The organism is Sorangium sp. KYC3313 (assembly GCF_052075895.1).
GTDB lineage: Bacteria > Myxococcota_A > Polyangia > Polyangiales > Polyangiaceae > Sorangium > Sorangium cellulosum_B.
On sequence record NZ_CP197255.1, the window covers coordinates 6,402,327 to 6,423,161 of the forward strand.

Sequence of the window (20,835 nt, forward strand, 5' to 3'; positions counted from 1 at the left end):
TCCTGGATCCGACGCGACCCGGGTACCGCCGACCCTGGCCGGGGCAGCGGGCCGACGACGCGCCGCGCTCCGGTCACGACCTGGCGACGTCGGAGAAGCCCCGCGACCGGGCGAAGGTCGCCCCAACGTCACCGTCCCGGCGAGGCATAACGTGCTCTTGATGGGTACGCTGGGCTCCGGTCCTCCGGTGTGCCGTCGCGAGCAGAGATAGCAGCGGCGCGTCGGGTGAAGGCTTCAGTTGCCGATCATGCGGTACCCCGTCGCGGCGCAAGCGGCCCAGGCGGCGAACGCCTACGTGCTCGTCGGCGGTCGGTTTCTGTTCCTCGCGAACTTGTCGGACAGAACGCGCCAGAGCCCGGACTCTGTCGGGTGGTCTGCGATGAGCTCCTCGGCGTCCTGGATGCCCGCCTGTATCGCAGCGCTGATGAACTGGGGCTCGAACAGTATGTAGCTCAGCACATCGGGGCGGCTGTATGGGCTCATAGATGTTAGCCAATACACAAGTCTGAGGTCGATGTGCTTGAGCTTTCGAGTGCCACGAAGGATATCTTCGATGGCTCTCGCTGCCACGGAACCGACGTCGTCTTGCCCTGACGGACCACCGAAGATGATCGGGATTGCACCCGCTGCCCGACTTTCCTCGCCCTGCTCGAGCAACACGCGAACCTCCTCGACCATGCGATCGGAGGTTATCATGCGCAGGACCTGCAGAATGTGATCTTGCAACGTCGGTATCCGGCGAATATTCATGGCTGCGGACGCGCCATACCACCGGGAGTCTGTCGAGATCACGACGAGGCCCTTGGCGCCGAACGCTCGCGCGGGCGCCAGCGGCGCGTTCAGGCGCAGCCCGCCGTCGACGAAGAAGGGGCCGCTATCCTGCGCGCCGATCCGAGTCGGACGGAACAGCACCGGGATCGATGCCGACGCCAGCACGTGCTCCGCCGACAGCCGGGTCTGGACGTAGTCGATGGCTCGCGCCTCGTCGGAGCCTATCGTCCTATCTTGGTGTGATTGGTAAAATACCTTGGTTCGGCCCGAGTTGCTCTCGGTCGTGGCGACCGCGAGCGTATCGACTATTCTGCTATTGATGTTGCTGTGGATGGAGTTCCAGTCGATCAGGGTGCTACTTTTGAGGCTGGCTAGCAGGGGCCGCGTGTCGAGCAGGCTCATGGGGGTGAGGTCAACTATGCCGAACAAGCCGGCGATGTATTGTGCGCCCGCGCGCAGCAAGGAGAGCGAGACGGGACCCAGGACCATCTCCTTGTGGATACGTTGCCAGCGTTCCACGAGCTCGCGGCTGGCGTCGTCCGCGGTCATGTGAGCCAGCGACGCGAGCAGGGCTGCATTGATGGCGCCAGCGCTGGTGCCAACGAGGATCGTCGGCCGACTTCGCCGGAGCCTGGGCAGCAGACTGGAAGCGAAGCCGGCCTCGTATGCGCCGCGAGCTCCCGCGCCGGTCAACACGATGGCGACCGGACCTTCAGGTACTGCGCCTACGCGCGCAGCTCGGACATCGTCGTCGTGATCTGACATGACGTTCTCCCTCCCCCTTTTGCGTCAACTGCAACCGCTCTAAACCGAGCGGCAACCAGAGGCCACGCGCGCCTTCGCGCCGTGATGCGCAATAGCGAAGCTGTACCACAACGAAGGCAGATGCGGGAGCAAAAGGGCGATTCCGTCGCGCCCGCATCTCTCGTCTGTGGCGGGCAGATTGTCTGGCGAGAGGCACGCGGGTGAGCCCGTAGGGATTTACAGTGAGCTGCGGAGGGAACGCGGTCCATCCGATGCATGGAGAAGTTGGTGAGCCTGGTCCTCGAGGGCGAGGGCGTGCCAGGCGCCTGGTGTCTCCCCGTGTCCCATGTTGATGATTATGACATCCGATGTTCGTGGCTTGTTATTGGCAATGGTGTCCGGGTAGCCATGTTCCCGAAGGCTGTAAATGATGTCTATTGTTGCACGGCATCTGCTGATTGTGTTCGGGTCAATTCGGGCCGCGGTCGATATGTCGCTTCGAGATCCTTCGTGAGTATCGCGGGTGGTGTATTTATCTATGTATCTCGGGTGGAGGTGCTGCGTGATTGGGTTCGTGGCAGGATTGTTCGATTTTCTTTGCTCAGTAATTTGTCCAGCCCTCTGCTGGTGCCGCCTCCCCTCGCATCAGAAATCAATGGACAATCTGAGATGGTCATGATCGGGCACACATTCCGTGCCTGACCATTTGTCCCGACCCCCCTCTGCTGGCGCTTCCGCCGCACGAACGCACGAGGTAGAGACGTCTGCTTGCGAAGGCAATTCGCCGGGAGACGAACGATGTGGAAGCTCTTTAGAACGCCATGGTTCAAGCTCGTGTGTGCGGCCGTCCTTGGGATCGGGTGTGATCATGGATATCTCGGAGACGATGTCCAAGCCGAGATTGCCAGCAGTGATTTTCGGCGCGGTACTGTCGATAATGTCGACATTGTCGACGGGGATCGCGGCGTCGGTAGCGGCAATAAGATGACGTTTCGAAAGGTCGCGCTGTCGCTGTCGGATGAGAAGTCCATGGCGGGCATTTACGACCTTGCCGTTGGCGGAAACGTGGTGTGGGCTTCTGCGTATACCTTCAACAGGACAACTAGAGATAAAGGCCCCATGGTCGTGTGGGAGAAGGTTGGCAGTAAAGACTTTGCCCGCGCTACCTTGCCGCCGACGCACGCCGTTCATTTCCCCGACGTCTGCGCTGTCTCGGCTGAGGAAGCCTATGTCTTGGCGCTCGACGGTCCGGACCGTAAAGCACGGCTCTTCGCGCGCAAGCCCGGTGATAAGCCGCTTTTCGAGGAGCAGCCCGCCGTAGAGCCGTCTGAAGGGAGGTACTTCAGCGTGATGCGCCTCGCTTGCTTCCCAGGAGGGAACCTCTGGGTATACGGCAGTATGCAGAAGGGAGACGACATCGGGAACAAAGTCCATGCCCTCTTCCACAGGCCGTCGACGCACGAGGCGTGGCAGGCGGTGCCGTTGCCTCACGATCTGCCGCCGCCGTCGTGGTCGAGCGGCGTTTCTCTCCTCCTGCTCCGCGCGGATGGGAGCGGATATGCGGGGTTCAGCCTTGGCGGAGAGGCCCGCATCTATGAGCGCACTCAGGACGGGATCTGGGAGAAGGTCTTCGCGATCGGGGATGAGGCCCTTCAGATCACGAGCGCGGTGGGTGATCCTTCGGGCAGAGCGGTCGCAATCGCGCAGCCGAAGGGGAATGAAGGGATTATCCTCAGCCTCGAGGATGCAGTATGGTCGACGAAGATCGTCCCGGAAGCTTCGGAGTTTCGGGCGACCGCCCAGACGCCCGAAGGGGAGCTGCTGATCGGTGGCGTCCGGTACAGCCGCAGCGGCGGTGTGGTCGACGCGGCAGAGGCTGTCCTCGTGAATAGTGATCTCCAGCGGCTCCCCGTGCCCGTTCGAGGTCGAGTCCATGCAATGGGATTCCTCTCGAAAACTGGATACGTCGCCATCAATTTTACTGAGAAGGTGGAAGATGCTGGTCTGTATGAAGTAAGATTCTAGAGAGTCAAGCAAGGCGTGTCGGCGGCGCATGCGCGGATGTCGAGCTCGCAGCGTCAGGTCACTTGTCATGCGCATCCTGGGCGAACTATGTTCCTGTCGAATAGCTGCCAAGGACCGTGGGGACACAGTGTTGACGGCGCGGTATAGCGGAGCAGTCATCGCTGTAAATGCTGGGAACACGAAGGTCTCATCCTCCTCGGGCTCTGCAGTTTGAAGGGGGGCATGATGTTACGCGTAACCGCTGATGTTTTCTCCGGACGTCCGAATCCATCTTGGATCATCAAGGGCGAGTCCACAGGGCGAGAGCTGCTGAAGACAGCGCACAACGTACTCGGCGGCCGCAGCGCAGTCGAAGGCGCAGCACCACCGAGACTCGGCTTCCGTGCGCTCATCCTCGAACCCCTGACAGGCGACTCGTCCCAGGGTCTCCATGTTCTCGCGGCGAGGCGCGGGAGGCTCGTGCTCCCGGTGGAGCTGGCCGAAGAAGCCGGGGGACGCGACCTGCTGACGCGACTGCTCCAGACCATGCCAACCACACACCATGATGCGAGGATGAGCCAACGGTTGAGCCCTGACGTGGCTTCGGCCGAGCGGATTCAGAAGTACATGCTCGACTACGTCGCCGGTCGCGCTCGCACGACAGCGCAGACGAAGCCGCGAGCCGCTGCTTCGCAGCAGCTGCGAGCCGCTGTGTGTCAGCATGAGGCAGCGCCTTACAATCCGGCCGTATGGAACAACAATTCTGATGTGGTCGAGCAAAACAACTGCTACAACTATGCTTGCAACGTGATCACTAATACGTTCGCTCAGCCAGGTCGTGGCTGCGGCCAATCACAGGACCAGTACGCCTGTAGAGAGCTCGGCGTGGCGGCGCTCTGCGACGGTCTGCACGGGCAGAATGACTGCGTGCCTGACTCCGAGGCGCCGCGTTATCTCGTCGCGCTGGTGATCTGGCCGGACGAGGACTTTCATTGGTATCGGCTGAATGAGGGGGGGACGTGGAGCCACAAGCGAGGTCATGATCCAGTAACCAACGTAGACAACGAAGGTGCCTTCATCAATGATCCGGCCGCGTGCGCGCGCGATCCATACGTCCAAATGTGTGGGTACTTCTACACAGGAAAGAACATTCGTGTCGCGTGACTTGGCGAGAGTGAAGAACAGCCGAGCGGAGATCGCGCGGCGGGCTGATCTGCGTGAGTGACATCGACGGATCTCATGCAGGGCGAGGGCTGGCCTCTCGCTGATCGTCGACCCGAGAGGGTTCCGGTTGCGTCCACATCAGGCTCTGTGCAGGTCGGAACCCTCTGTGGCGGCGACGCCCAGTGAGAAGCAGAGGTCGTCGTCGCGCGGGACGAGGCGCAGGACGACGCGCTCCAGCGCTTCGCTCCACGCGGGGCGCAGCTTGGCCGGGGTGTGGGCCAGCAGGTCGATGATATCTGGCGCGCGCGTCGCGAAGAGGCGCGGGCTCCACGCGCTCCGCCGTGGAGCGCGGAGCGTGTGCTCGCTGGAGTCTGCGTTCGGCCTCGCGTGGATATGCACCCATGGAGGTTATGCCGGCGAGGGCGCCGTGGTCACGGTGCCCGTCGAACCGCCGTCGATCCGGCGGCGCGCGCGTTCAGTCCGCGTCGCCGCCGGGCGAGCGTTCAGTCCGCGTCGCCGCCGGGCGAGCGTTCAGTCCGCGTCGCCGCCGGGCGAGCGTTCAGTCCGCGTCGCCGCCGGGCGACGCGATGGCGCCGACCTTCGCCCTGGTCGCGCGCAGATAATCGCCGGGAGCGACGAGGATCTGCGTGCCGCGTACGCCGGCCGAGATGGAGACGACCTCGAAGAGCTCGATCGTCTCGTCCGCATAGACGGGATAGGCCTTCTTCGCGCCGAGCGCCGTGACCCCGCCGCGCACGTAACCGGTGAGCGGCTGGACCTCCTTCAGCGGCACCGTGTCGACCTTCCGGTCGCCGGTGAGCCTGGCCATCGCCTTGAGATCGAGCTGGGCGTTGCCGGGTACCACCGCGAAGCAGACGCCGTGGCGATCGCCGCGCGCCACCAGCGTCTTCCACACCTGCTCCGGGGGCAGGCCGATCTTCCTGGCCACGGTGCCCGCGGTCAGGTCGCTCGGGTCGACCTCGTAGGTGCGCAGCTCGTAGGGGATGCCGAGGCTGTCGAGGATGCGCGCCGCGTTGGTCTTCATGGGGATGGGCCGGGCCATGCTATACGCGCCGGCTGCGCCGATGACGACCGAGAAGGAGCTCCCCGAGGCCGGCCGAACCGCTTCGTCCGCCTCGCGGGCCTTGCGAGGGCGCGCGGCGCCGGCTCAGCGCGGGCGCCGGTCGTGGAAGAGGAGCATCTCGATGGTGCCGGCCTCGCGGAGCCAGGGCTGGTCGTGCGGGCCCGGCAGGACGCGGAGGGTGCGGGGGATGGACCGCTTCGCGAGCTGCGAGGCGAGTGCGGTGTTCGCGTCGCGGAACGGGTCTCCCTCGCTGGTGAGCAGGTGGAGATCGCGCGGCCCGACCGCGGCGACGGCCCTGGCGAGCCGGTCGGCGTAGGACGCGGCGCGGTGGGCGCTGATGGCGGACTGCACGCCGCCGAGGGCGCCGAAGAGCTCGGGCCTGCGGAGGAACACCTCGACGCCGACGTAGCCGCCGAGGGAGCAGCCGTCGAGCGAGGTGCGGGCCGCGTCGTCGAACGCGGCCGCCTCGGCGCGGGCGCGGGGGAGGACCACCTCGGCGAGCCAGCGCGCGTAGCCGTCGAGCGCCGCGGACGGGTTCGGGGCCTTGTGGACGTTGGGCGTGAAGGGGCACGCGATGGCCAGGCCGCGGAACGGCCGCGCCGCGAGCGCAGCGTTGACCTCGGCGAGCCGCGCGTCGGTCCAGTCCATGCGGCGCGAGGTGCGCTCGAGCGGCGGGCGGCGCAGCCGCTCGTAGGCCGATCCAAGGCCGTACCGCGAGAGCCACGCGAAGGCGCCGAGGCGCTCGTCGCCGGTCTCGCCGAGGCCGTGGAGGAGCACGAGCAGCGGCACGCGCTCGCCCGGGGCGAGGTGCTTCGGGACGAGCAGCGTGAAGCGCCGGCCGAGGGCGCGCTCGCCGGGGACCTGGAGGTCGCGGACGTCGAAGGCGGGCGGGGAAGCGGCGGGGGGCGGCGAGGGCGGCGCGGCGCCGGCGCGGTCGGCGAGGGCGGCGCGCGGGGCAAGCGCAGCGGCGCAGAGGGCCAGGAAGGGGCGCCGGTGGAGGACCATGCGCGGAGTGTCGCAGATCGGCGGCCGTCAGCCAGCCCGCGCTCGCGCTCGCGCTCCGAGGCCCGCGGCGCGCGGCGTCTACGAGCGGCGTCCGGGAGCGGCGCTGCGCGGGCGGTGGCCTTTCGGGATCTGACGTCAGGTCATCGAGCCCCAGAGTTCCTGGGACGACGCTCTTCCAACGCACGTCCAAAACACCAAAGCACCGGAGTTGCCCCCTTCGCTGCTCGTGGCTTGACTCGGCTTTGTGCGGTCGTAGGCTCCCTGCGATGGTGTCGCGCCGCTGCGCGCTGTTCTGGGTGGATCGCGGCGGCGCGCGGATGGATCCGTATCGTGCTCGACAGAGCCGAACAGGGAAAACGAGCTATCGACATATTCTGACATGCGGTGTTGGCGACCGCGGGCGTCGCCGCCGGGGCTTGTCGAAGGGGGGACGGTCATGTGGATCCAGATGGGGGCGATCGCGCTCGCGGCGCTCGCGACGGTCGGCTGCGCGCACGCGAAGGGCGGCCGGGGCGCGGGCGATGTCGTATACCTCGACCAGGGATGGGGCGAAGCGGAGCGCCGGATCTTCTACCGTGCCTCCCAGGGCTCCAGGCTAGTCCCGCTCGGGTGGTTCCTTGCGCTCGAGCGGGAAGACAGCGCCGAGCGGTTCGCCGCGAGCGACTATGTGGCGCGCTATCGCTTCATCGAAGATCGGGACGCGAAGAACAACCCGGAGCGCCTCCCGGTGGGGTTCGCCAGGGACGTCGATCCCGCGACGGGCGAGGTGTACGTCGGGTTCACGTGCGGGACCTGCCACACTCGCCAGATCTCCTATCGCGGCGCGAGGATCCGGATCGACGGCGGCCCTGCGGCGATCGACGTGGTCGCCTTCACCGAGGCGCTCTTCGGCGCGCTCGACCGCACGCTGAAGACGCCGGAGAAGCTGGATCGCTTCGCCAGGGCGGTCCTCAAGGACCGTTACGGTGAGGACTCCACGCGCGCCTTGCGAGCGCAGATGGAGAAGATGCTGGAGGTTGTCCGGCTGCAAGCGTTCACCGGGGGCGCGGCGGGGCCCCACGCCGCCGTTGCAGGGTTTGGCAGGCTGGACGCGCTCGGGCGCGCCGGCAACCTGCTGTTCGGTCTTCTCGATCCGGAGAACCTCCGCGCGGCCAATGCGCCCGTCGACTATCCCCAGCTCTGGGATGCGCCGAGCTACGACTGGGTTCAATGGAACGGATCCATCACGCAGCCGATGGGGCGCAACATCGGGGAGGCCCTGGGGGTGGGCACGCACACGCGGCTCGACCCCGCGTCACAAGGGGCGGGGATGCAACTCCAGTCGAGCATCCGGGTGGACAACCTGCACCTGATCGAGCAGCAGGTCGAGAAGCTCCGCGCGCCGCGCTGGCCGGAGCACCTGCTCGGCAGCATCGACCGCGAGCGGGCGGCGCGCGGCGAGCGCCTTTACCGCGCGCACTGCGCGAGCTGCCACGACCCGGGGCTGACTCCCCCGGATGAGCACGGCAAGCGCCTCCGGCGAGCGATGATGTCCCCGCTCGAGCTGATCGGCACCGATCCGACCCACGCCGTGAATTTCAACGAGCGCACGGCGGATCTTGGGACGCTCGGGTTCGGGAAGATGGGGATGGCGCAGGCGCTGGAGCTCGGAACGTCGGCGATCCGCGAATTGAAGTACAAGGAGTACGCCCTGTCGTCGGAGCAACGGCTCGCGTGGGACGGGTATCGTCTGAACCGGTGGCGCGCGCCGCGGGCGTACAAGGCGCGCGAGCTCAACGGGATCTGGGCGACGGCGCCGTACCTGCACAATGGGTCCGTCCCGAGCCTGTACGAGCTCCTCCTGCCGGCGGAGCGACGCTCGCGGAGGTTCTATCTCGGCAGCACGGAGTTCGACCCGAAGCACGTCGGCCTCCAGGTGAAGCCCTTTCAGGGAGGGTTCGAGCTCGTGACGGAGATCCCCGGCAACTCGAACGCCGGGCACGAATACCGCGACGGGCCGCGCGGAAACGGCGTCATCGGGCCCGCGCTGACCGAGCAGGAGCGCTGGGATCTGGTCGAGTACCTGAAGACGCTCTGACGGGCGCGCGCCTGGCGAGGCGCGCCGAGCGATGGCGGCGCGGGGGGAGAGCCGCCTCTGGGCCTGCCGGAGGGGACTCTATGGTCGCCGCGGAGGAGGTCCAGAGCCGCCAGAGGCTGACAGGAAATGTCCGAGACGCGCGGGAGGGGTAGACGCGCCGGGCGCGCAGCGAGTACACCGAGGCGCCCATGGACACGACGCACGACGCGACGGACGCGACGGACGACGAGGTCGGGCAGACGCGCCCGATCCGCCCTGAAGATCAGGACCCGAAGCTGTGGAAGGGGAACGGGTGGACGGCGCGGGTCATCAAGAACGAGGACGACGATGGGTGGGCCGTCGAGATGACGTGCGACGGCCAGAGCGAGCCCTCGCTGGTGGGGCCGTGGACGATGGGGCGTGACAAGAAGAACCCGAAGCCGCTCGACGCGAGCGCCTTCGCCACCCTGGTGAAGACGGCGAACGAGATCCTTTCGCGGCACGACCAGCAACGCCGGGCGCAGCTGCACCGGAGCGTGACGACGGTGGTCGGGGGCGGCGCCCGGATGCGGGTGGACCTCGACATCGTGCCCGACGAGGACGATCCCCACGCCATCCTCACGGGGAGAGACGCGGCAGGGGAGACCGTCAGGCGGTCGAGGGTGCCCCCGGACTTCAAGCTCACCGCCGAGAGCGCGCGGGCGTGGCTCGACGAGGGCGTTCCCGAGCCGTGACGGGCGCGCGGCCGGCGATGGGTCCGGTGCTCTGGGGATGAGCGAGGCCGAGCTCCATGCCCCCGCGCTCAGCCGCGGTGGTCCGGCGGCCGGCCGGCGCGCTCGACGCTGGTGAGTGCGCCTGGGCCCGAGCTCCTCGCGCGTCAGCCCACTTCCAGCGGGAGCGCGGGATCCGCCGCCCACTCGGCCAGGGACCCGTCGTAGACGGCCACGTTCTCCGCGCCGAGCAGGCTCAGCACGAAGGCATCGCTGCACGCCGCGATCCCGCCGCCGCAATACGTGATGATGCGCTTGCGCCCCAGGGCTCCGGCTGCCTCGAAGCGGTCCCGCAGGATCGCCGGAGCCAGGTACGCGTGTGAGCTCGGATCGACCAGAGCGCCTGCGGGGACGTTGACGCTGCCCGGAATGCGCCCGGGCCGCGCGACGCGCGTCACCTCTCCGGCGTGCTCCTCGGCCGACAGCGCGTTGACGATGCACGTGTCCGTGTCGCCCATCGCGGCGAGCACCCCGCTCTTATCCACGATCCAGCCGGCGCGAGGCCGGGCCACGAACCGCGCCCGAGCATGCCTGACGGCGTCGGCCGATACGGGTCGGCCCTCCGCCGTCCACTTCCGCCACCCGCCGTCGAGCACGGCGGCGCGGTCGAAGCCGAACGCCCTCAGCATCCAGAAGACGCGCGCCGCCCACATGTTCATCGAAGCATCGTAGAGCACCACCCGGACGCCGTCGCCGACGCCGTAGCCGGACATCGCCGCCGCGAACTGCTCCGCAGGAGGCATCATCACCGGCGATGGATCTCCTCGGTCCGACAGATCCGCGAGGAGGTCGGCGAACGCGCTGCCCGGGATATGCGCCTCGGCCCACGCGGCGCGCCCGCTCTCGACGTGGACGCCGCCCGACGTCGGTGTCAGGAAGACCGTGCAGTCCAGGATGCGCAGATCGGGGTCGTCGAGGTGCTCCTGCAGCCAGCCGGTGTCGACGAGAGCCTGTGGGTTCGCGAACGTCATGGATGAAGACCTCGGTGACAGGTAGGTTGCCGAGGACGGCGGCAACACACATCGAGAGGCGCCGCGCGTCGGCCGCTGTCAGTCGTCGCGCCTGGTGCCCTTCAAGGAATCGTTGAACCGCTTGTTTTCCATTGTCAACGTGTAGACTCGCACGGCGGTCTCGATCGATGTCAAGATCCTGTTGATATCACCGTCCTTGATGACATAGGCGAACGGCCGATGCTCTCTGATGACCCTCGCGGGGTCCTTGATGTTCTGGTAGGCCGAATAGAAGATGATGGGGATATCGGGCTGCCTCTTCCGGAGCTGGTCGCACGCCCAGAAGCCGTCGTGCCCCTCCATCTTCACGTCGAGGACGACCGCGTAGACGCCGTCGCGCAAGGCGGCCAGCCCCTCCCTCGCCGACGCGCACAGCAGGACGTCGTACTTCTCGCTCAGGATGAAGTCGAGCGAGTCTCGCGCCGCGGCGTCATCGTCGATCACGAGGATCACGGGGCGTGGCGGCCCGTTCGCCGGTGGTTCGCTCTTCTTGCGCCATGAGTATCTCAGGTCGTTGAACGCCATTGCCCGCATCCTTGCAGCACGGGGCCACCCTCTCGCCGGTTCGTGCTCACCCCGGCTCTTCGCTCGCTCACGATGCCCATCACCTACGACACGCCCGCCGTCGGCAGGGTCACCGTGAACCGGGTGCCCTTGCCCCATTCGCTCTGCACCTCGATGGTCCCGCGACTGGCGTCGATGATCCGCTTGACGACGGCGAGACCCAGGCCGGTCCCGGTCGCGGGTTTCGTGGAATAGAACGACTCGAAGATGTTCGGTAGATCCGCTTCCCGGATGCCCACGCCGTCATCCGTCACCTGGAGCACGCACGCTCCGGCCTCCTCCCTCGCCGAGATCTCGATCAGGCCCGCGCCACCTCGCCCGCTCCTCTCGACGATGGCGTCGCGCGCGTTGTTCAGGAGGTTCTGCAGGACGGAGTAACACTGCGTCGGATCTGCCACGATGCTGATGGTCCCCGCGATGTCGGCCTGGACCGAGATGCTGGATCCTCCGGTCGTCTCCCTGAAATCGATGAGCGCGCTGTCGATCAGCTCGTTCAGGCTGATCCGTTCCCATGAGCGCTCGCCGCCCGTGATCCTGGAGAAATCAAGGATCGCCTTGGTGATGGTGAGCACCCGGGTGGTCGCCTTGAACACGAGGCTCAGGGCGGCGTCGAGCGCCTCCTGGTTCTCGAAGACGCGCTGGAGCCGCGCCGTGAGCGGACCCAGCGCCTCGCCCGGCAGATGCTCGGCGAGCTCCTCGTGCAGCTTGCCGAGCTCCACAGCCGAGTCGAAGGTGAGGCTGGGGCGCGAGGCCGTCTCATCCTGCCCGAGGACCCTCGCGAGCACCAGGCTCGCCCCCGCGAGCGCGTTCCGGATCTCGTGCGCGAACGCGCCCGCCATCCGCTTCTCCGTCGCCTCGCGCTCCAGGCGGATCAGCTTCGCCTGGGCCTCCTGGAGCTCGGCCGTGCGCTCTTTGACCTTCTCTTCGAGCCTGCCGTACAGGCGGCTGTTCTCGATCGAGATGGCGGCCTGCGCGGACAGGACCTGCAGGACCTTGATGCGCGCCGGCGTGAACGCGTCCTCGAGCAAGGTGTTTTCCAGATAGAGGACCCCGACCAGCTTGCCTTGCTGGACGATCGGCGCACACAGGATCGATTTCGGCTTCTTCCGCGCCATGTACGGGTCGGACAGGAATGTGCTCTCGCGCGCTGCGTTGGCGAGGACGACGCGCTCCTTCGTCTTCTGGACGTATCGCACGACCGCCCGCGAGAGGCCCTCCACCTCCTCGAGCGGCACCGACTGGAGGACGCTGCTGGGCGGCTCCTCGGCGTCCGCCGCCGCCTCGACGTACAGCTCGTCGTTGTTCGCGAGCAGCAGGTATCCCTTGTTGGCCCCCGCGTTCTCCATCGCGGTCCGCATCAGCCTCTCGAGGAGCTTGCCGAGCTCGATCTCTCCCGAGATCGCCTGGGAAGCCCGCACGACGGTCGCGAGATCCAGCATCTCGCCGGCCCCGACGATCGTCGCTATCTCCGTCGGTCCGGCAGCCCTCGCCGCCCCCGCGTCCCGCGGCAAGAGCTCCGCGTACCTCTCCTTGAGCTGCATGGCCTTGGCCGCCGCGCCCCAGCGCGTGTAGCCGTAGAGGGCGTCGGTCATGTAGACGCGCGCGATCTTCGCCCTGCCCCTCGCGAGGTGGAACCTCGCGGCGAGCTCGTTCGCCAGCGCCTCGTGGTGCGGGAACTCGTTCTCGTGCGCCGCCATGATCGCCCGCTCGTAGAGGTCCATCGCCGCCGCGTCGTCGCCGGCGATGCGCGCGCGCTCGGCGGACAGCAGGAGACGCCTGTGGTGGAAGTTCTCCGGGCAGCTGTCCGCCCACACCGCGATCTCGGCCGCGTACCGGTCGAGCTCTCTCTCGTAGCGCTCTCGCTCGGCGGGCGCCGCCGCCGGGTACAGCGCCAGCATGATCAGGCTCCCGTAGAACGGGATCTCGGTCGAGATCCACATGTGGCCCAGGTACGGGCGCAGCCGCTCCGCGAGGGCGACGAAGGACAGCGCGCGCTCGTGGTCCTCGTAGAGGAACGCGAGCTGCGCCTTGTGGACGTTGTAGTATGCCGCCATGTGCTCGAGGCCCGGGGCCGCCATCTCGGCGTCGAACGCCGCCTCGTCGAAGGCGCCATCGCTCAGGGTGTGGCGGCCGTGCGTGCGCCCTCGCAAGCTCGCGACCATCTGCTTCGCCGAGGTCACGATCAGGATGGCCACGACGTTCTTGGTGCGCTGGAGGAAAGGGGAGCCCCTCTCTATCTCCTCGGCGATCGCGGCGAGGTTGTTGCCGACGCCTATCCCGTTGACGATCCCGTGCATGACGGAGTAGCTGGCGAACTGGATGTCCCCCACATCCAGGCCGTCCTGGTACGCCTGTGAGAGATACGAGAACGACAGCCGGAGCGGCTCTCGGTAGTGGGCGATGAACACCGCGAAGCTGGACTTCACCTTGGACGCCGTGTCGGCACAGGCCATCTTCTCGTTGAGATCCATCGCGAGCTTGCCGAACTCGTAGGCTTCCGAGTACCGACCCAGGCCGATCAGGACGATCGCATAGACCAGGTAGCCGAAGGGGGAGCCCTCCGCGTGGCCGTGCTTCAGGGAGATGTTGGCCTGCTTGACGCTCGCGAGCGCGTGGAGGGAGGGATACCCGAGGAGGAGGGCCGCGCTCGCGTTCGTCAGGATCGTGAGCGCCGCGCTCTGCTCCGGGTCGGTGAGCGCCGGGGCGTCGAGCAGGTCCGTGATCCGGCGGCCCGCCAGGTTCGATGGCACCTCCGCGAGCTCCGCGGCGAAGGCCGCCTTGATCCGCTCCTCGTCCTCGGGCAGCTCGATCCCGAGCAGCGCGAGGGCTGCCCGCGCGCTGCTCACGGATTCGGCGAACTTCCCGGCGACGTTGAAGAGCGGGATGCGCAGGGCGTGAACGTGCACGCGATCGAGGCGGGTCTTGGCGCGGTCCAGGACGACGTTGAACAGCGATTCGGCCTGCGCGACATGGCCGCTCAGGAACGCGCAGCTGGCTCGCTCGGTGTGGAGCGCGAACGCGAGATCGTAGTCCTGCTCCCACCCGCGCTCGTCGAGCAGCGACGTCCCGGCACCGAGGTAGGTGGCGGCCACGTCGTAGGCCGCGGACGCCTTCGCCTTCCTGCCGGCGGTGAGGTTCAAGCGCGCGAGGCTCGTCCGCTCGCCCTGCGAGGAGATCCGCGAGGCGCCGAGGTTGAGGTGATTGACCGTGTCGAACAGGTTCTCTTCCGTGTCGCCGAGCTCCCGTTGCGCGAGCATCAGGCGCCCGATCCTGAGGTGCAGGTCCTCCTTGCGCTCGCCGTCGATCAGCGAGTAGGCCGCCTGCTGCACGCGATCGTGCAGGAACCTGTACGAGACGTTGATGTCCCAGGGGGCCGGCTCGCCATCTCCGGGCTGGTCGGGCGCGGCGTGGAGGAACCGGTACTCGGCGTCCAGGGGCAGGACGAGGTTCTCCGCGAGCGCCTCCCAGAGATCCGCGGCCGTGCTCCCGGGCGGCCGCTCGTCGATCATCGAGAGCGTCTTCAGATCGAACCGGTGGCCGATGCAGGCGGCGAGCGTGAGGATCCGCTGCGTGCTCGGCGCGAGCTGCCGGAGCTTCCTCGCCATGAACTCGGCCACGTTGTCCGTGATCGCCGCGCTCCGGATGCGATCGAGGTCCCAGGAGAACGAGCCCGATGGGACGTCGAAGGCGAGCAGCTGGTCCTTGTGCAGCGAGGTCAGGAATTGATTGATGAAGAACGGGTTCCCCTGGGTCTTTTCGAGGACGAGCGCCGCCAGCGGGGCGGAACGCCGCGGATCGCAGCCGAGCGCGTCGACGAGGAGCTGGCTGATGTCCGGCAGGCGCAGCGGATCGAGGGTGATCTCGGCCATGTCCGTCCCCGCCTTCCGGAGCTCTGCCCGGGCCGTCGAGAGCGGGTGCCCCGCGTCGATCTCGTCGTCGCGGTAGGCGCCGATCACGAGCAGGTGGCCGCGCTCCGGATCCGACAGGAGCTGCGTGAGGAGCCTGAGCGAGGCGAGATCGGCCCACTGCAGATCGTCGAGGAAGAGGACCAGCGGGTGGTCGGCCGTGGTGAAGACGCGGAGGAAGCGCTGAAAGACCAGGTTGAAACGGTTCTGGGACTCGGTCGGCCCGAGCTCGGGCACGGGCGGCTGGGGGCCGACGACGAGCTCCAGCTCCGGCATCAGGTCGACGAGGACCTGCCCGCTCTGGCGCAGGGCGGTCGCGAGCTTGCGCCGGAAGAGCGCGAGCGTCTCGGCGCGCTCGGTGAGCAGGTGCCGGATGAGATCCTGGAAGGCCTGCGCCAGCGAGGCGTACGGAACGCTCCGGTTGAGCTGGTCGAACTTGCCCGAGATGAAGTGGGCTCGCCGGCCGGCCATGACCTTGTACAGCTCGCTCACGACCGCCGATTTGCCGACGCCGGCGTGGCCGGAGATCAGCACGAGCTCGGCCGCGCCTCGGCTCGCGCGGTCCCATGCCGAGAGGAGCGCCGATATCTCCGCCTCGCGGCCGTAGAGCTTCTGCGGGATGAGCAGCCTGTGGTCGCGGTCGTACCGGCCGAGCGGGAAGGGGGCGATCTGGCCCGTCGCCTCCAGCTGCGCCAGGCACTCGCGCAGGTCGGCCTTGAGCCCGTGCGCGCTCTGGTACCGGTCCTCGGCCGCCTTGGACAGGAGCTTCATCACGATGTTCGACACCGCCTCGGGGACCGCGGGCGACCGTTCGCGCGGCGGCGTGGGCTTCTTGGCGATGTGGCTGTGCAGGAGCTCCAGGGGATCCGTCGCCTGGAAAGGCAGCGTGCCCGTCAGTAGCTCGTAGAGGGTGACGCCGAGGGAATACAGGTCCGTGCGGTGATCGAGGGTTCGATTCATCCGTCCGGTCTGCTCCGGTGACATGTAGGTCAGGGGCCCTTCCAGGGAGTCGGGGCTCTTCGCCTGCTGGATCTCCTGGGAGAGGCGCGTGGCGATGCCGAAGTCGATCAGCTTGACCTGACACGTATCCATGTGGACGAGGATGTTGTGCGGCTTGATGTCCTTGTGGATGATGTGACGCCGGTGGATCGCCTCCAGGGTGTCTGCGATGGATTCGGCGATCTGGAGGGAGGTCTTCAAGCTGAGCTCCTGCGTCCGGAGGACGTCGCCCAGCGACCGTTCCTCGAGGTTCTCCATGACGAGCGCCAGGTTCGTGCCGATCCGCTCCAGGCCGTACACCTTCACCACACCAGAGAGGTCGAGGCTCCTGGTGATCGCGACTTCGTGCCGTAGCTTCGCGATCTGACGGGAGCTAGGGTATTCGCTCTTGAAGAGCTTGATCGCGACCGGCGCCCGATCCACGTTCCGGTACCCACGATAGACGATGGTCTCGACGCCGCTGTGGATCTCGTCCGTGATGGTGTAATGGGGAAGGCTGATCATCGTGTCTCCTACACGGAATCGGTGCAATCGCTCTTGCTGGCGAGTCGATTCGCGGGTGGTCGAGGCCGAACAACGTCGATTGAGCTCTGGTCGGCGTGGGTGGAGAGAGCAGAGGGTGGAGCCCCGACGCGCCCTGGCGCAGCCGCGGGCGCGCGGGATGATGTCGCTCGGAGTCGTTTCGCTCGCTCTCCGACGGTCGTTGCGCGCATCGACGCGGGTCGAGGCGGGTCGAGGCGGGTCGACTGCCGGGTTGTTGCCTCGCTACTTCCGCCCTATCCACATTGCACGTATAGCATTCTCGCACCATGCGAGGAAACGGAATGCTACCAGAGACGTCCGGCGATCCAGGGCGACTCGACGGGGGCCCCGTCGAGTCGCGTGCGGACCGGTGATGATGGTCACATCACGGTCTCGGCTTCCGATCCAGGGGACTGTAAGAGCTTCGTGGACGGTGTGGGCGGGAAGCGCGGCGGGCTATCGCGTGACGTCGTCGATTTCTCGTCTGAATGTCATCGATGAAGGACCGGCTGCGTCACGAGGCCCGGCAGCGCCGCACCGCGCGGCCGATCATCCATCGACATCGAGCGCATCGAGCGGGCGCGCGTCGCGAACGCCGAGCGTCGGCCGCCGTCAACCATCGCGCTTGGTGCCCTGCAAGAGGTCGATGGACCTCTTGTTCTCCGTCATTGTCGTGTGGACTCGCACGGCTGTGTCGACCGTGGCCACAATCCTGTTGATGTCACCATCCTTGACGATGTAAGCGAATGGCCGGTGCTCCCGGACGACCCTGCTGGGATCCTTGATGTCCTGGTATGCCGAATAGAAGATGATGGGGATGTCGGGCTGCTTCCGGCGGAGCTCATCGCACGCCCAGAAGCCGTCCAGCGGCTCCATCTTCACGTCGAGGATGACCGCGCAGACATCGTCGCGAACGGCGGCCAATCCCTCCGTCGCCGATCCGCACAAAAGGACGTCGTACCTGTCCTGCAGGATGTAATGCACGGACTCTCTCGTCGCCGCGTCATCGTCGATCACCAGGACCACGGGGCGCGGCGCTTCGTCCTTCGGTGGCGCTCTTCTCTTGCGCCATGCGTCTTTCAGATCCTTGAACGCCATCGTAGGCACCCTTGCAGCGCGGGTCCAACCTGCCGCCGGTTCGCGCTCACCCCGGCGCTCCGGTCGAGAGTGACGATCGAGCGCCTGCTCCACCCGGCGGCGGCCTGCGCGAAATGGCCGCGCAGGACCTCGCATCCGGCGCGCTCGAGGCGGAGCGTGGACGCCAGGTCGTATGCCTGCTCCCACGCTGCATCATTCGCGCTTGACCGCAATTGGCCGCTGGATCGTTCTTCCCGCCCACACCATGTGAATAGCATTCTCGCATCTTGCAGGTAAACAGATTTTGACCGACGTGGTCGTGCGCCCCGCCGCCGACTCCGGGCGAACCGGGGCGGGTCGACGAGCAGCATCATGCAGTGCCGCTTGGATCCCTGTTGCGGTCCCAGGTCGAGGGGGGAGAGTTTTGCTGCCGGTGTAATCGACCCGTGAGGCGCGACGGGACGCCGCGTGGGGAGGGCGGAGCGAGCCAGGTGAGCGGCTCGCACGTCGCAGCTCCCCGCCTGGCGCACTGCGTTCAGCCCGGGTGGATCGGCGTCCATGCCGGCGGGTCGCTCGCGGGGAACGACTCGTCCGACGCCTCGTCCACCGGCTCCCACGCCTCGCGCTGCGAGAGCGCCCCGCCGCGATCGAGCGGTGTCTGCGGGCTCCGCTCCTCGCGCACCTTCGCCCTCGTCGCCTCGGGTCCGGCCGCGGCGCCTTCAGGCGATTCCGGCTGTCGCTCCGCTGCCTTCTTCTCGTTCATTCCCATGTGTCAACCTCCGACGCTCCCGTGCCCGACACGACTGGTGGAGCCGGCGAGGCGTGCGGCAAGGGGAGCCCGCGCTGGATCACGATCGCTCTCGCTCGCTCCTCCCCGCTCAGCGCTCCGGCTGATCCCCGACGAATCGCTCGAACACGGCCTTGCGCAGCAGCTCCGGCGGCAGGATCCCCTGGGCGAGCACGAAATCGTGAAATCGCTGCGCATCGAAGCGGGGGCCCATCATGGACTCGACCTCTGCCCGGAGCTCCATCAGCCGGGTGAACCCGTAGAAATACGATGTCGCCTGTCCCGGCGCGCGGAACGTGTAGCGCTCCACCTCGGACCGAGCGAACGGCGCCGACAGCACCACTTCCTGCTCCAGGAAGGCGCGCGCGGCCTCAGGCGTGATCTTGCCGGCCTGGAGCTCCGGGTCCAGGAAGGCGCGCGCGGCCCGCAGCAGGCGGTATTGCAGCGAGACGAGCTGACCCTCGGGCGGCATGAACGGGAACACGAGGGCCTCGGAGTACAGCCCCCACCCCTCGACGTTGGCGCTGTTCATCGCGAAGACCGCGCGGGCGATCGAGACGCCGCGCTCGACGAGCGAGGCGAACTGGAGCTCGTGTCCGGGGCGCGCCTCGTGGGCGGTGAGCGTCCACGACGCCGCTGCATGGGTGAAGTCGTCAACCTTCTGCAGCCCGTCCGCGGCGCCGGGCGGGCCCGGGAGGCTGAGCGGCAACACGAACTCCCCCACTTCCCCCTGGTTGCCGATCAGCCGCGGCGGCCGCATGTGCGGCGCTGGCGACTCGGCGCTCTCGGCGGCGGTGCCGAGCCGGATGCGCGCAGGCCGCTCGGGCAGCGTGACGAGGCGCTCTTTCCTGATGATGTCCTCTATCTGGGCCAGCCGCGCATTGTAATGCGGCAAGATGGCCTCGCCCACCAGCTGCTCTTTCTTCAGGGCGCGGATCACGTCGCGGTAATCCGCGCCTGGCAGCTTGCGCGCGCTGGCGACCGAGCTCGAGAGCTCCTGCATCTGCGCCGTCAGATCCTCGAAGGCGGCGTGGGCCAGGGGCGCGAGCTCGGCGGGCGGCAGAGCGACGCCGTACGACTCGAGCTGGAACGCATAGAGCGGCCGCGGCAACGCGAAGTCGGTCCGCGCCCGGGGGAGCACGTCGCTGCGCAGCGCCGCGTCGTACGCCTCGAGCTGGCGATTGAGCGCCGCGAGCGGCTCGTCATGGCCGCTGATGCCGTATTTCCTGAAGAGCTCGCCGATGCCCTCCCGCACGCGGGCGTTCGTGGCGAGGTGCCGCTCGATCTCCATCCTGGGCGGGGCGAGCAATCCGGGCTTCTCGAGGTCCTGGAGGAGCCTGGCCATGGCCTGCTCGGCGATGGGCACGTAGCCCGCCTCCATGCCGGCATAGCGCCGGAGGCGCGTGCGGGCCGCAGCCCGCCGCGCCGGCGGTACCCGGTCGTCCAGCAGGTTCGAGATGCCGTCGAACACGAGCCCCGTGACGTGCACGTAGGTGACGCTGTACCTCTCCTCGAGCTCCGAGCTGCGAACGGCCCGGTCCGCGGCGTCCAGCAAGATCCGCAGATCCTCGGCGACCGCCGGGTCCTTCTCGGTCTCTCGCCGTTTCTGGAGCTCCACGATGGCCGCGCGGTAGGCCGCGCGCTTCTGCGCCTCGACCCCGGGCGAGAGGTCCGAGATCTCCCGGTCCGCGCGCTCGATCCCCAGAGATCCGGCGCGCTCCGGCGAGAACCGGACGAGCACGTCGAGGAGGACCTTTGCGTGCTCGTTGCTGCGCTCGACCCAGGCCGGGAGTCGCCGGGCCGCGGCAGGCGCCGAGCGCGCGGCGGGCGCGGTGCTCGCGGCCGCCGAGGGCGCCGGCGAGGGCGGGGGAGCCGGCGCGGCGGCAGGAGGCGGGGCGCCTCGGGCGCACGCAGCGGCGACCAGGGGGACGAGGACGAAGGTGCGAAGTGCGCGCAGGGCCATGCCGCACATCTTGCGACGGCGCCGCCGCGCGCCAGCCGCAACGCGGGGCAAATGCGGCCGGCGTGAGCCCAGCTCAGCTGTGCTCGAGCGGCAGCCCCGCCTTCACCCAGCCGCTCGTGCCGCCATCCAGGTTGTAGAGCTGGTTCAGCCCGAGCCGCTCGGCGAGCTTCGCCGCCGTCAGGCTGCGGGCGCCCTTCGCGCACACGAACACCACCCGATCGCGCGGCAGGGCCCGCTGCGGATCCGCTCTCAGTTGATCGAGGGGCACCAGGCGCGCGTGCGGCACGTGTCCGACCGACCACTCGCGTGGCTCACGCACATCCACAACGTCCACCTCACCGCTCTTGATCAGCTCGTCCGCGTCCCTGGGCGATATCGTCTGGATCATTCGTCCATTATAACGGACGTGT

The 20,835-nt window shown here is 67.7% G+C and carries 15 protein-coding genes; 5 read left to right on the forward strand and 10 right to left on the reverse strand.

Annotated features, from left to right (window positions below):
* Positions 1 to 291 precede the first annotated feature (291 nt).
* Positions 292 to 1,536 (reverse strand): patatin-like phospholipase family protein, encoded by a 1,245-nt coding sequence (locus ACSRUE_RS24980; protein ID WP_441285781.1) that lies wholly within the window; start codon positions 1,534 to 1,536, stop codon positions 292 to 294.
* Between the two features lie 255 nt (positions 1,537 to 1,791).
* On the opposite strand from ACSRUE_RS24980, the gene ACSRUE_RS24985 reads away from it, so the two are divergent.
* The 3 genes from ACSRUE_RS24985 to ACSRUE_RS24995 all read left to right on the forward strand — a co-directional run bounded on the left by ACSRUE_RS24985 (position 1,792) and on the right by ACSRUE_RS24995 (position 4,683).
* Positions 1,792 to 2,217 (forward strand): hypothetical protein, encoded by a 426-nt coding sequence (locus ACSRUE_RS24985; protein ID WP_441285782.1) that lies wholly within the window; start codon positions 1,792 to 1,794, stop codon positions 2,215 to 2,217.
* Between the two features lie 96 nt (positions 2,218 to 2,313).
* Complete coding sequence (locus ACSRUE_RS24990) at positions 2,314 to 3,540, forward strand: hypothetical protein (protein WP_441285783.1); 1,227 nt, start codon at positions 2,314 to 2,316, stop codon at positions 3,538 to 3,540.
* A gap of 222 nt (positions 3,541 to 3,762) precedes the next feature.
* A complete protein-coding gene (locus ACSRUE_RS24995; protein ID WP_441285784.1) occupies positions 3,763 to 4,683 on the forward strand; it encodes a hypothetical protein in 921 nt (306 codons plus the stop codon).
* Positions 4,684 to 5,242: 559 nt separating this feature from the next.
* Here the strand turns inward: ACSRUE_RS24995 and ybaK are convergent.
* Together ybaK and ACSRUE_RS25005 are read right to left on the reverse strand one after the other, a co-directional pair.
* Complete coding sequence (gene ybaK / locus ACSRUE_RS25000) at positions 5,243 to 5,728, reverse strand: Cys-tRNA(Pro) deacylase (protein ID WP_437322699.1); 486 nt, start codon at positions 5,726 to 5,728, stop codon at positions 5,243 to 5,245.
* A 123-nt stretch (positions 5,729 to 5,851) separates the two neighbouring features.
* A complete protein-coding gene (locus ACSRUE_RS25005) occupies positions 5,852 to 6,772 on the reverse strand; it encodes a hypothetical protein (protein ID WP_441285785.1) in 921 nt (306 codons plus the stop codon).
* 436 nt (positions 6,773 to 7,208) lie between these two features.
* On the opposite strand from ACSRUE_RS25005, the gene ACSRUE_RS25010 reads away from it, so the two are divergent.
* A complete protein-coding gene (locus ACSRUE_RS25010; RefSeq protein WP_441285786.1) occupies positions 7,209 to 8,849 on the forward strand; it encodes a di-heme-cytochrome C peroxidase in 1,641 nt (546 codons plus the stop codon).
* Positions 8,850 to 9,037: 188 nt separating this feature from the next.
* Positions 9,038 to 9,562, forward strand: coding sequence for a hypothetical protein (locus tag ACSRUE_RS25015; RefSeq protein ID WP_441285787.1), 525 nt, complete (start codon positions 9,038 to 9,040; stop codon positions 9,560 to 9,562).
* A gap of 143 nt (positions 9,563 to 9,705) precedes the next feature.
* Here the strand turns inward: ACSRUE_RS25015 and ACSRUE_RS25020 are convergent, their stop codons facing one another.
* The 7 genes from ACSRUE_RS25020 to ACSRUE_RS25050 form a co-directional block, all read right to left on the reverse strand.
* Positions 9,706 to 10,569 carry a sulfurtransferase gene (locus tag ACSRUE_RS25020; protein ID WP_437766706.1) on the reverse strand — a complete coding sequence of 288 codons (864 nt, stop codon included), beginning with the start codon at positions 10,567 to 10,569 and terminating at the stop codon, positions 9,706 to 9,708.
* Positions 10,570 to 10,647: 78 nt separating this feature from the next.
* Entirely contained in the window at positions 10,648 to 11,133 is a 486-nt protein-coding gene (locus ACSRUE_RS25025) for a response regulator (RefSeq protein WP_437766707.1), read from the reverse strand.
* A gap of 83 nt (positions 11,134 to 11,216) precedes the next feature.
* On the reverse strand, positions 11,217 to 16,580 hold the full coding sequence (locus tag ACSRUE_RS25030) for a trifunctional serine/threonine-protein kinase/ATP-binding protein/sensor histidine kinase (RefSeq protein WP_441285788.1): 5,364 nt from the start codon (positions 16,578 to 16,580) through the stop codon (positions 11,217 to 11,219).
* Positions 16,581 to 17,210: 630 nt separating this feature from the next.
* A complete protein-coding gene (locus ACSRUE_RS25035; RefSeq protein WP_437766709.1) occupies positions 17,211 to 17,696 on the reverse strand; it encodes a response regulator in 486 nt (161 codons plus the stop codon).
* Positions 17,697 to 18,210: 514 nt separating this feature from the next.
* Positions 18,211 to 18,444, reverse strand: coding sequence for a hypothetical protein (locus tag ACSRUE_RS25040; protein WP_441285789.1), 234 nt, complete (start codon positions 18,442 to 18,444; stop codon positions 18,211 to 18,213).
* A 109-nt stretch (positions 18,445 to 18,553) separates the two neighbouring features.
* Positions 18,554 to 20,434 (reverse strand): DUF885 domain-containing protein, encoded by a 1,881-nt coding sequence (locus tag ACSRUE_RS25045; protein WP_441285790.1) that lies wholly within the window; start codon positions 20,432 to 20,434, stop codon positions 18,554 to 18,556.
* Between the two features lie 64 nt (positions 20,435 to 20,498).
* Positions 20,499 to 20,813 carry a rhodanese-like domain-containing protein gene (locus tag ACSRUE_RS25050; protein WP_012237276.1) on the reverse strand — a complete coding sequence of 105 codons (315 nt, stop codon included), beginning with the start codon at positions 20,811 to 20,813 and terminating at the stop codon, positions 20,499 to 20,501.
* Positions 20,814 to 20,835 lie beyond the last annotated feature (22 nt).

What these genes read in the sequence shown, in the direction of transcription:
- ACSRUE_RS25020 (WP_437766706.1), bottom strand. Translation starts at nt 10,569, where the DNA reads ATGACGTTCGCGAACCCACAGGCTCTCGTCGACACCGGCTGGCTGCAG.
- ACSRUE_RS25030 (WP_441285788.1), bottom strand. Translation starts at nt 16,580, where the DNA reads ATGATCAGCCTTCCCCATTACACCATCACGGACGAGATCCACAGCGGC.
- ACSRUE_RS25050 (WP_012237276.1), bottom strand. Translation starts at nt 20,813, where the DNA reads ATGATCCAGACGATATCGCCCAGGGACGCGGACGAGCTGATCAAGAGC.
- ybaK (WP_437322699.1), bottom strand. Translation starts at nt 5,728, where the DNA reads ATGAAGACCAACGCGGCGCGCATCCTCGACAGCCTCGGCATCCCCTAC.
- ACSRUE_RS25025 (WP_437766707.1), bottom strand. Translation starts at nt 11,133, where the DNA reads ATGGCGTTCAACGACCTGAGATACTCATGGCGCAAGAAGAGCGAACCA.
- ACSRUE_RS24995 (WP_441285784.1), top strand. Translation starts at nt 3,763, where the DNA reads ATGATGTTACGCGTAACCGCTGATGTTTTCTCCGGACGTCCGAATCCA.
- ACSRUE_RS25035 (WP_437766709.1), bottom strand. Translation starts at nt 17,696, where the DNA reads ATGGCGTTCAAGGATCTGAAAGACGCATGGCGCAAGAGAAGAGCGCCA.
- ACSRUE_RS25005 (WP_441285785.1), bottom strand. Translation starts at nt 6,772, where the DNA reads ATGGTCCTCCACCGGCGCCCCTTCCTGGCCCTCTGCGCCGCTGCGCTT.
- ACSRUE_RS25040 (WP_441285789.1), bottom strand. Translation starts at nt 18,444, where the DNA reads ATGGGAATGAACGAGAAGAAGGCAGCGGAGCGACAGCCGGAATCGCCT.
- ACSRUE_RS25045 (WP_441285790.1), bottom strand. Translation starts at nt 20,434, where the DNA reads ATGTGCGGCATGGCCCTGCGCGCACTTCGCACCTTCGTCCTCGTCCCC.
- ACSRUE_RS24990 (WP_441285783.1), top strand. Translation starts at nt 2,314, where the DNA reads ATGTGGAAGCTCTTTAGAACGCCATGGTTCAAGCTCGTGTGTGCGGCC.
- ACSRUE_RS24980 (WP_441285781.1), bottom strand. Translation starts at nt 1,536, where the DNA reads ATGTCAGATCACGACGACGATGTCCGAGCTGCGCGCGTAGGCGCAGTA.
- ACSRUE_RS25015 (WP_441285787.1), top strand. Translation starts at nt 9,038, where the DNA reads ATGGACACGACGCACGACGCGACGGACGCGACGGACGACGAGGTCGGG.
- ACSRUE_RS24985 (WP_441285782.1), top strand. Translation starts at nt 1,792, where the DNA reads ATGGAGAAGTTGGTGAGCCTGGTCCTCGAGGGCGAGGGCGTGCCAGGC.
- ACSRUE_RS25010 (WP_441285786.1), top strand. Translation starts at nt 7,209, where the DNA reads ATGTGGATCCAGATGGGGGCGATCGCGCTCGCGGCGCTCGCGACGGTC.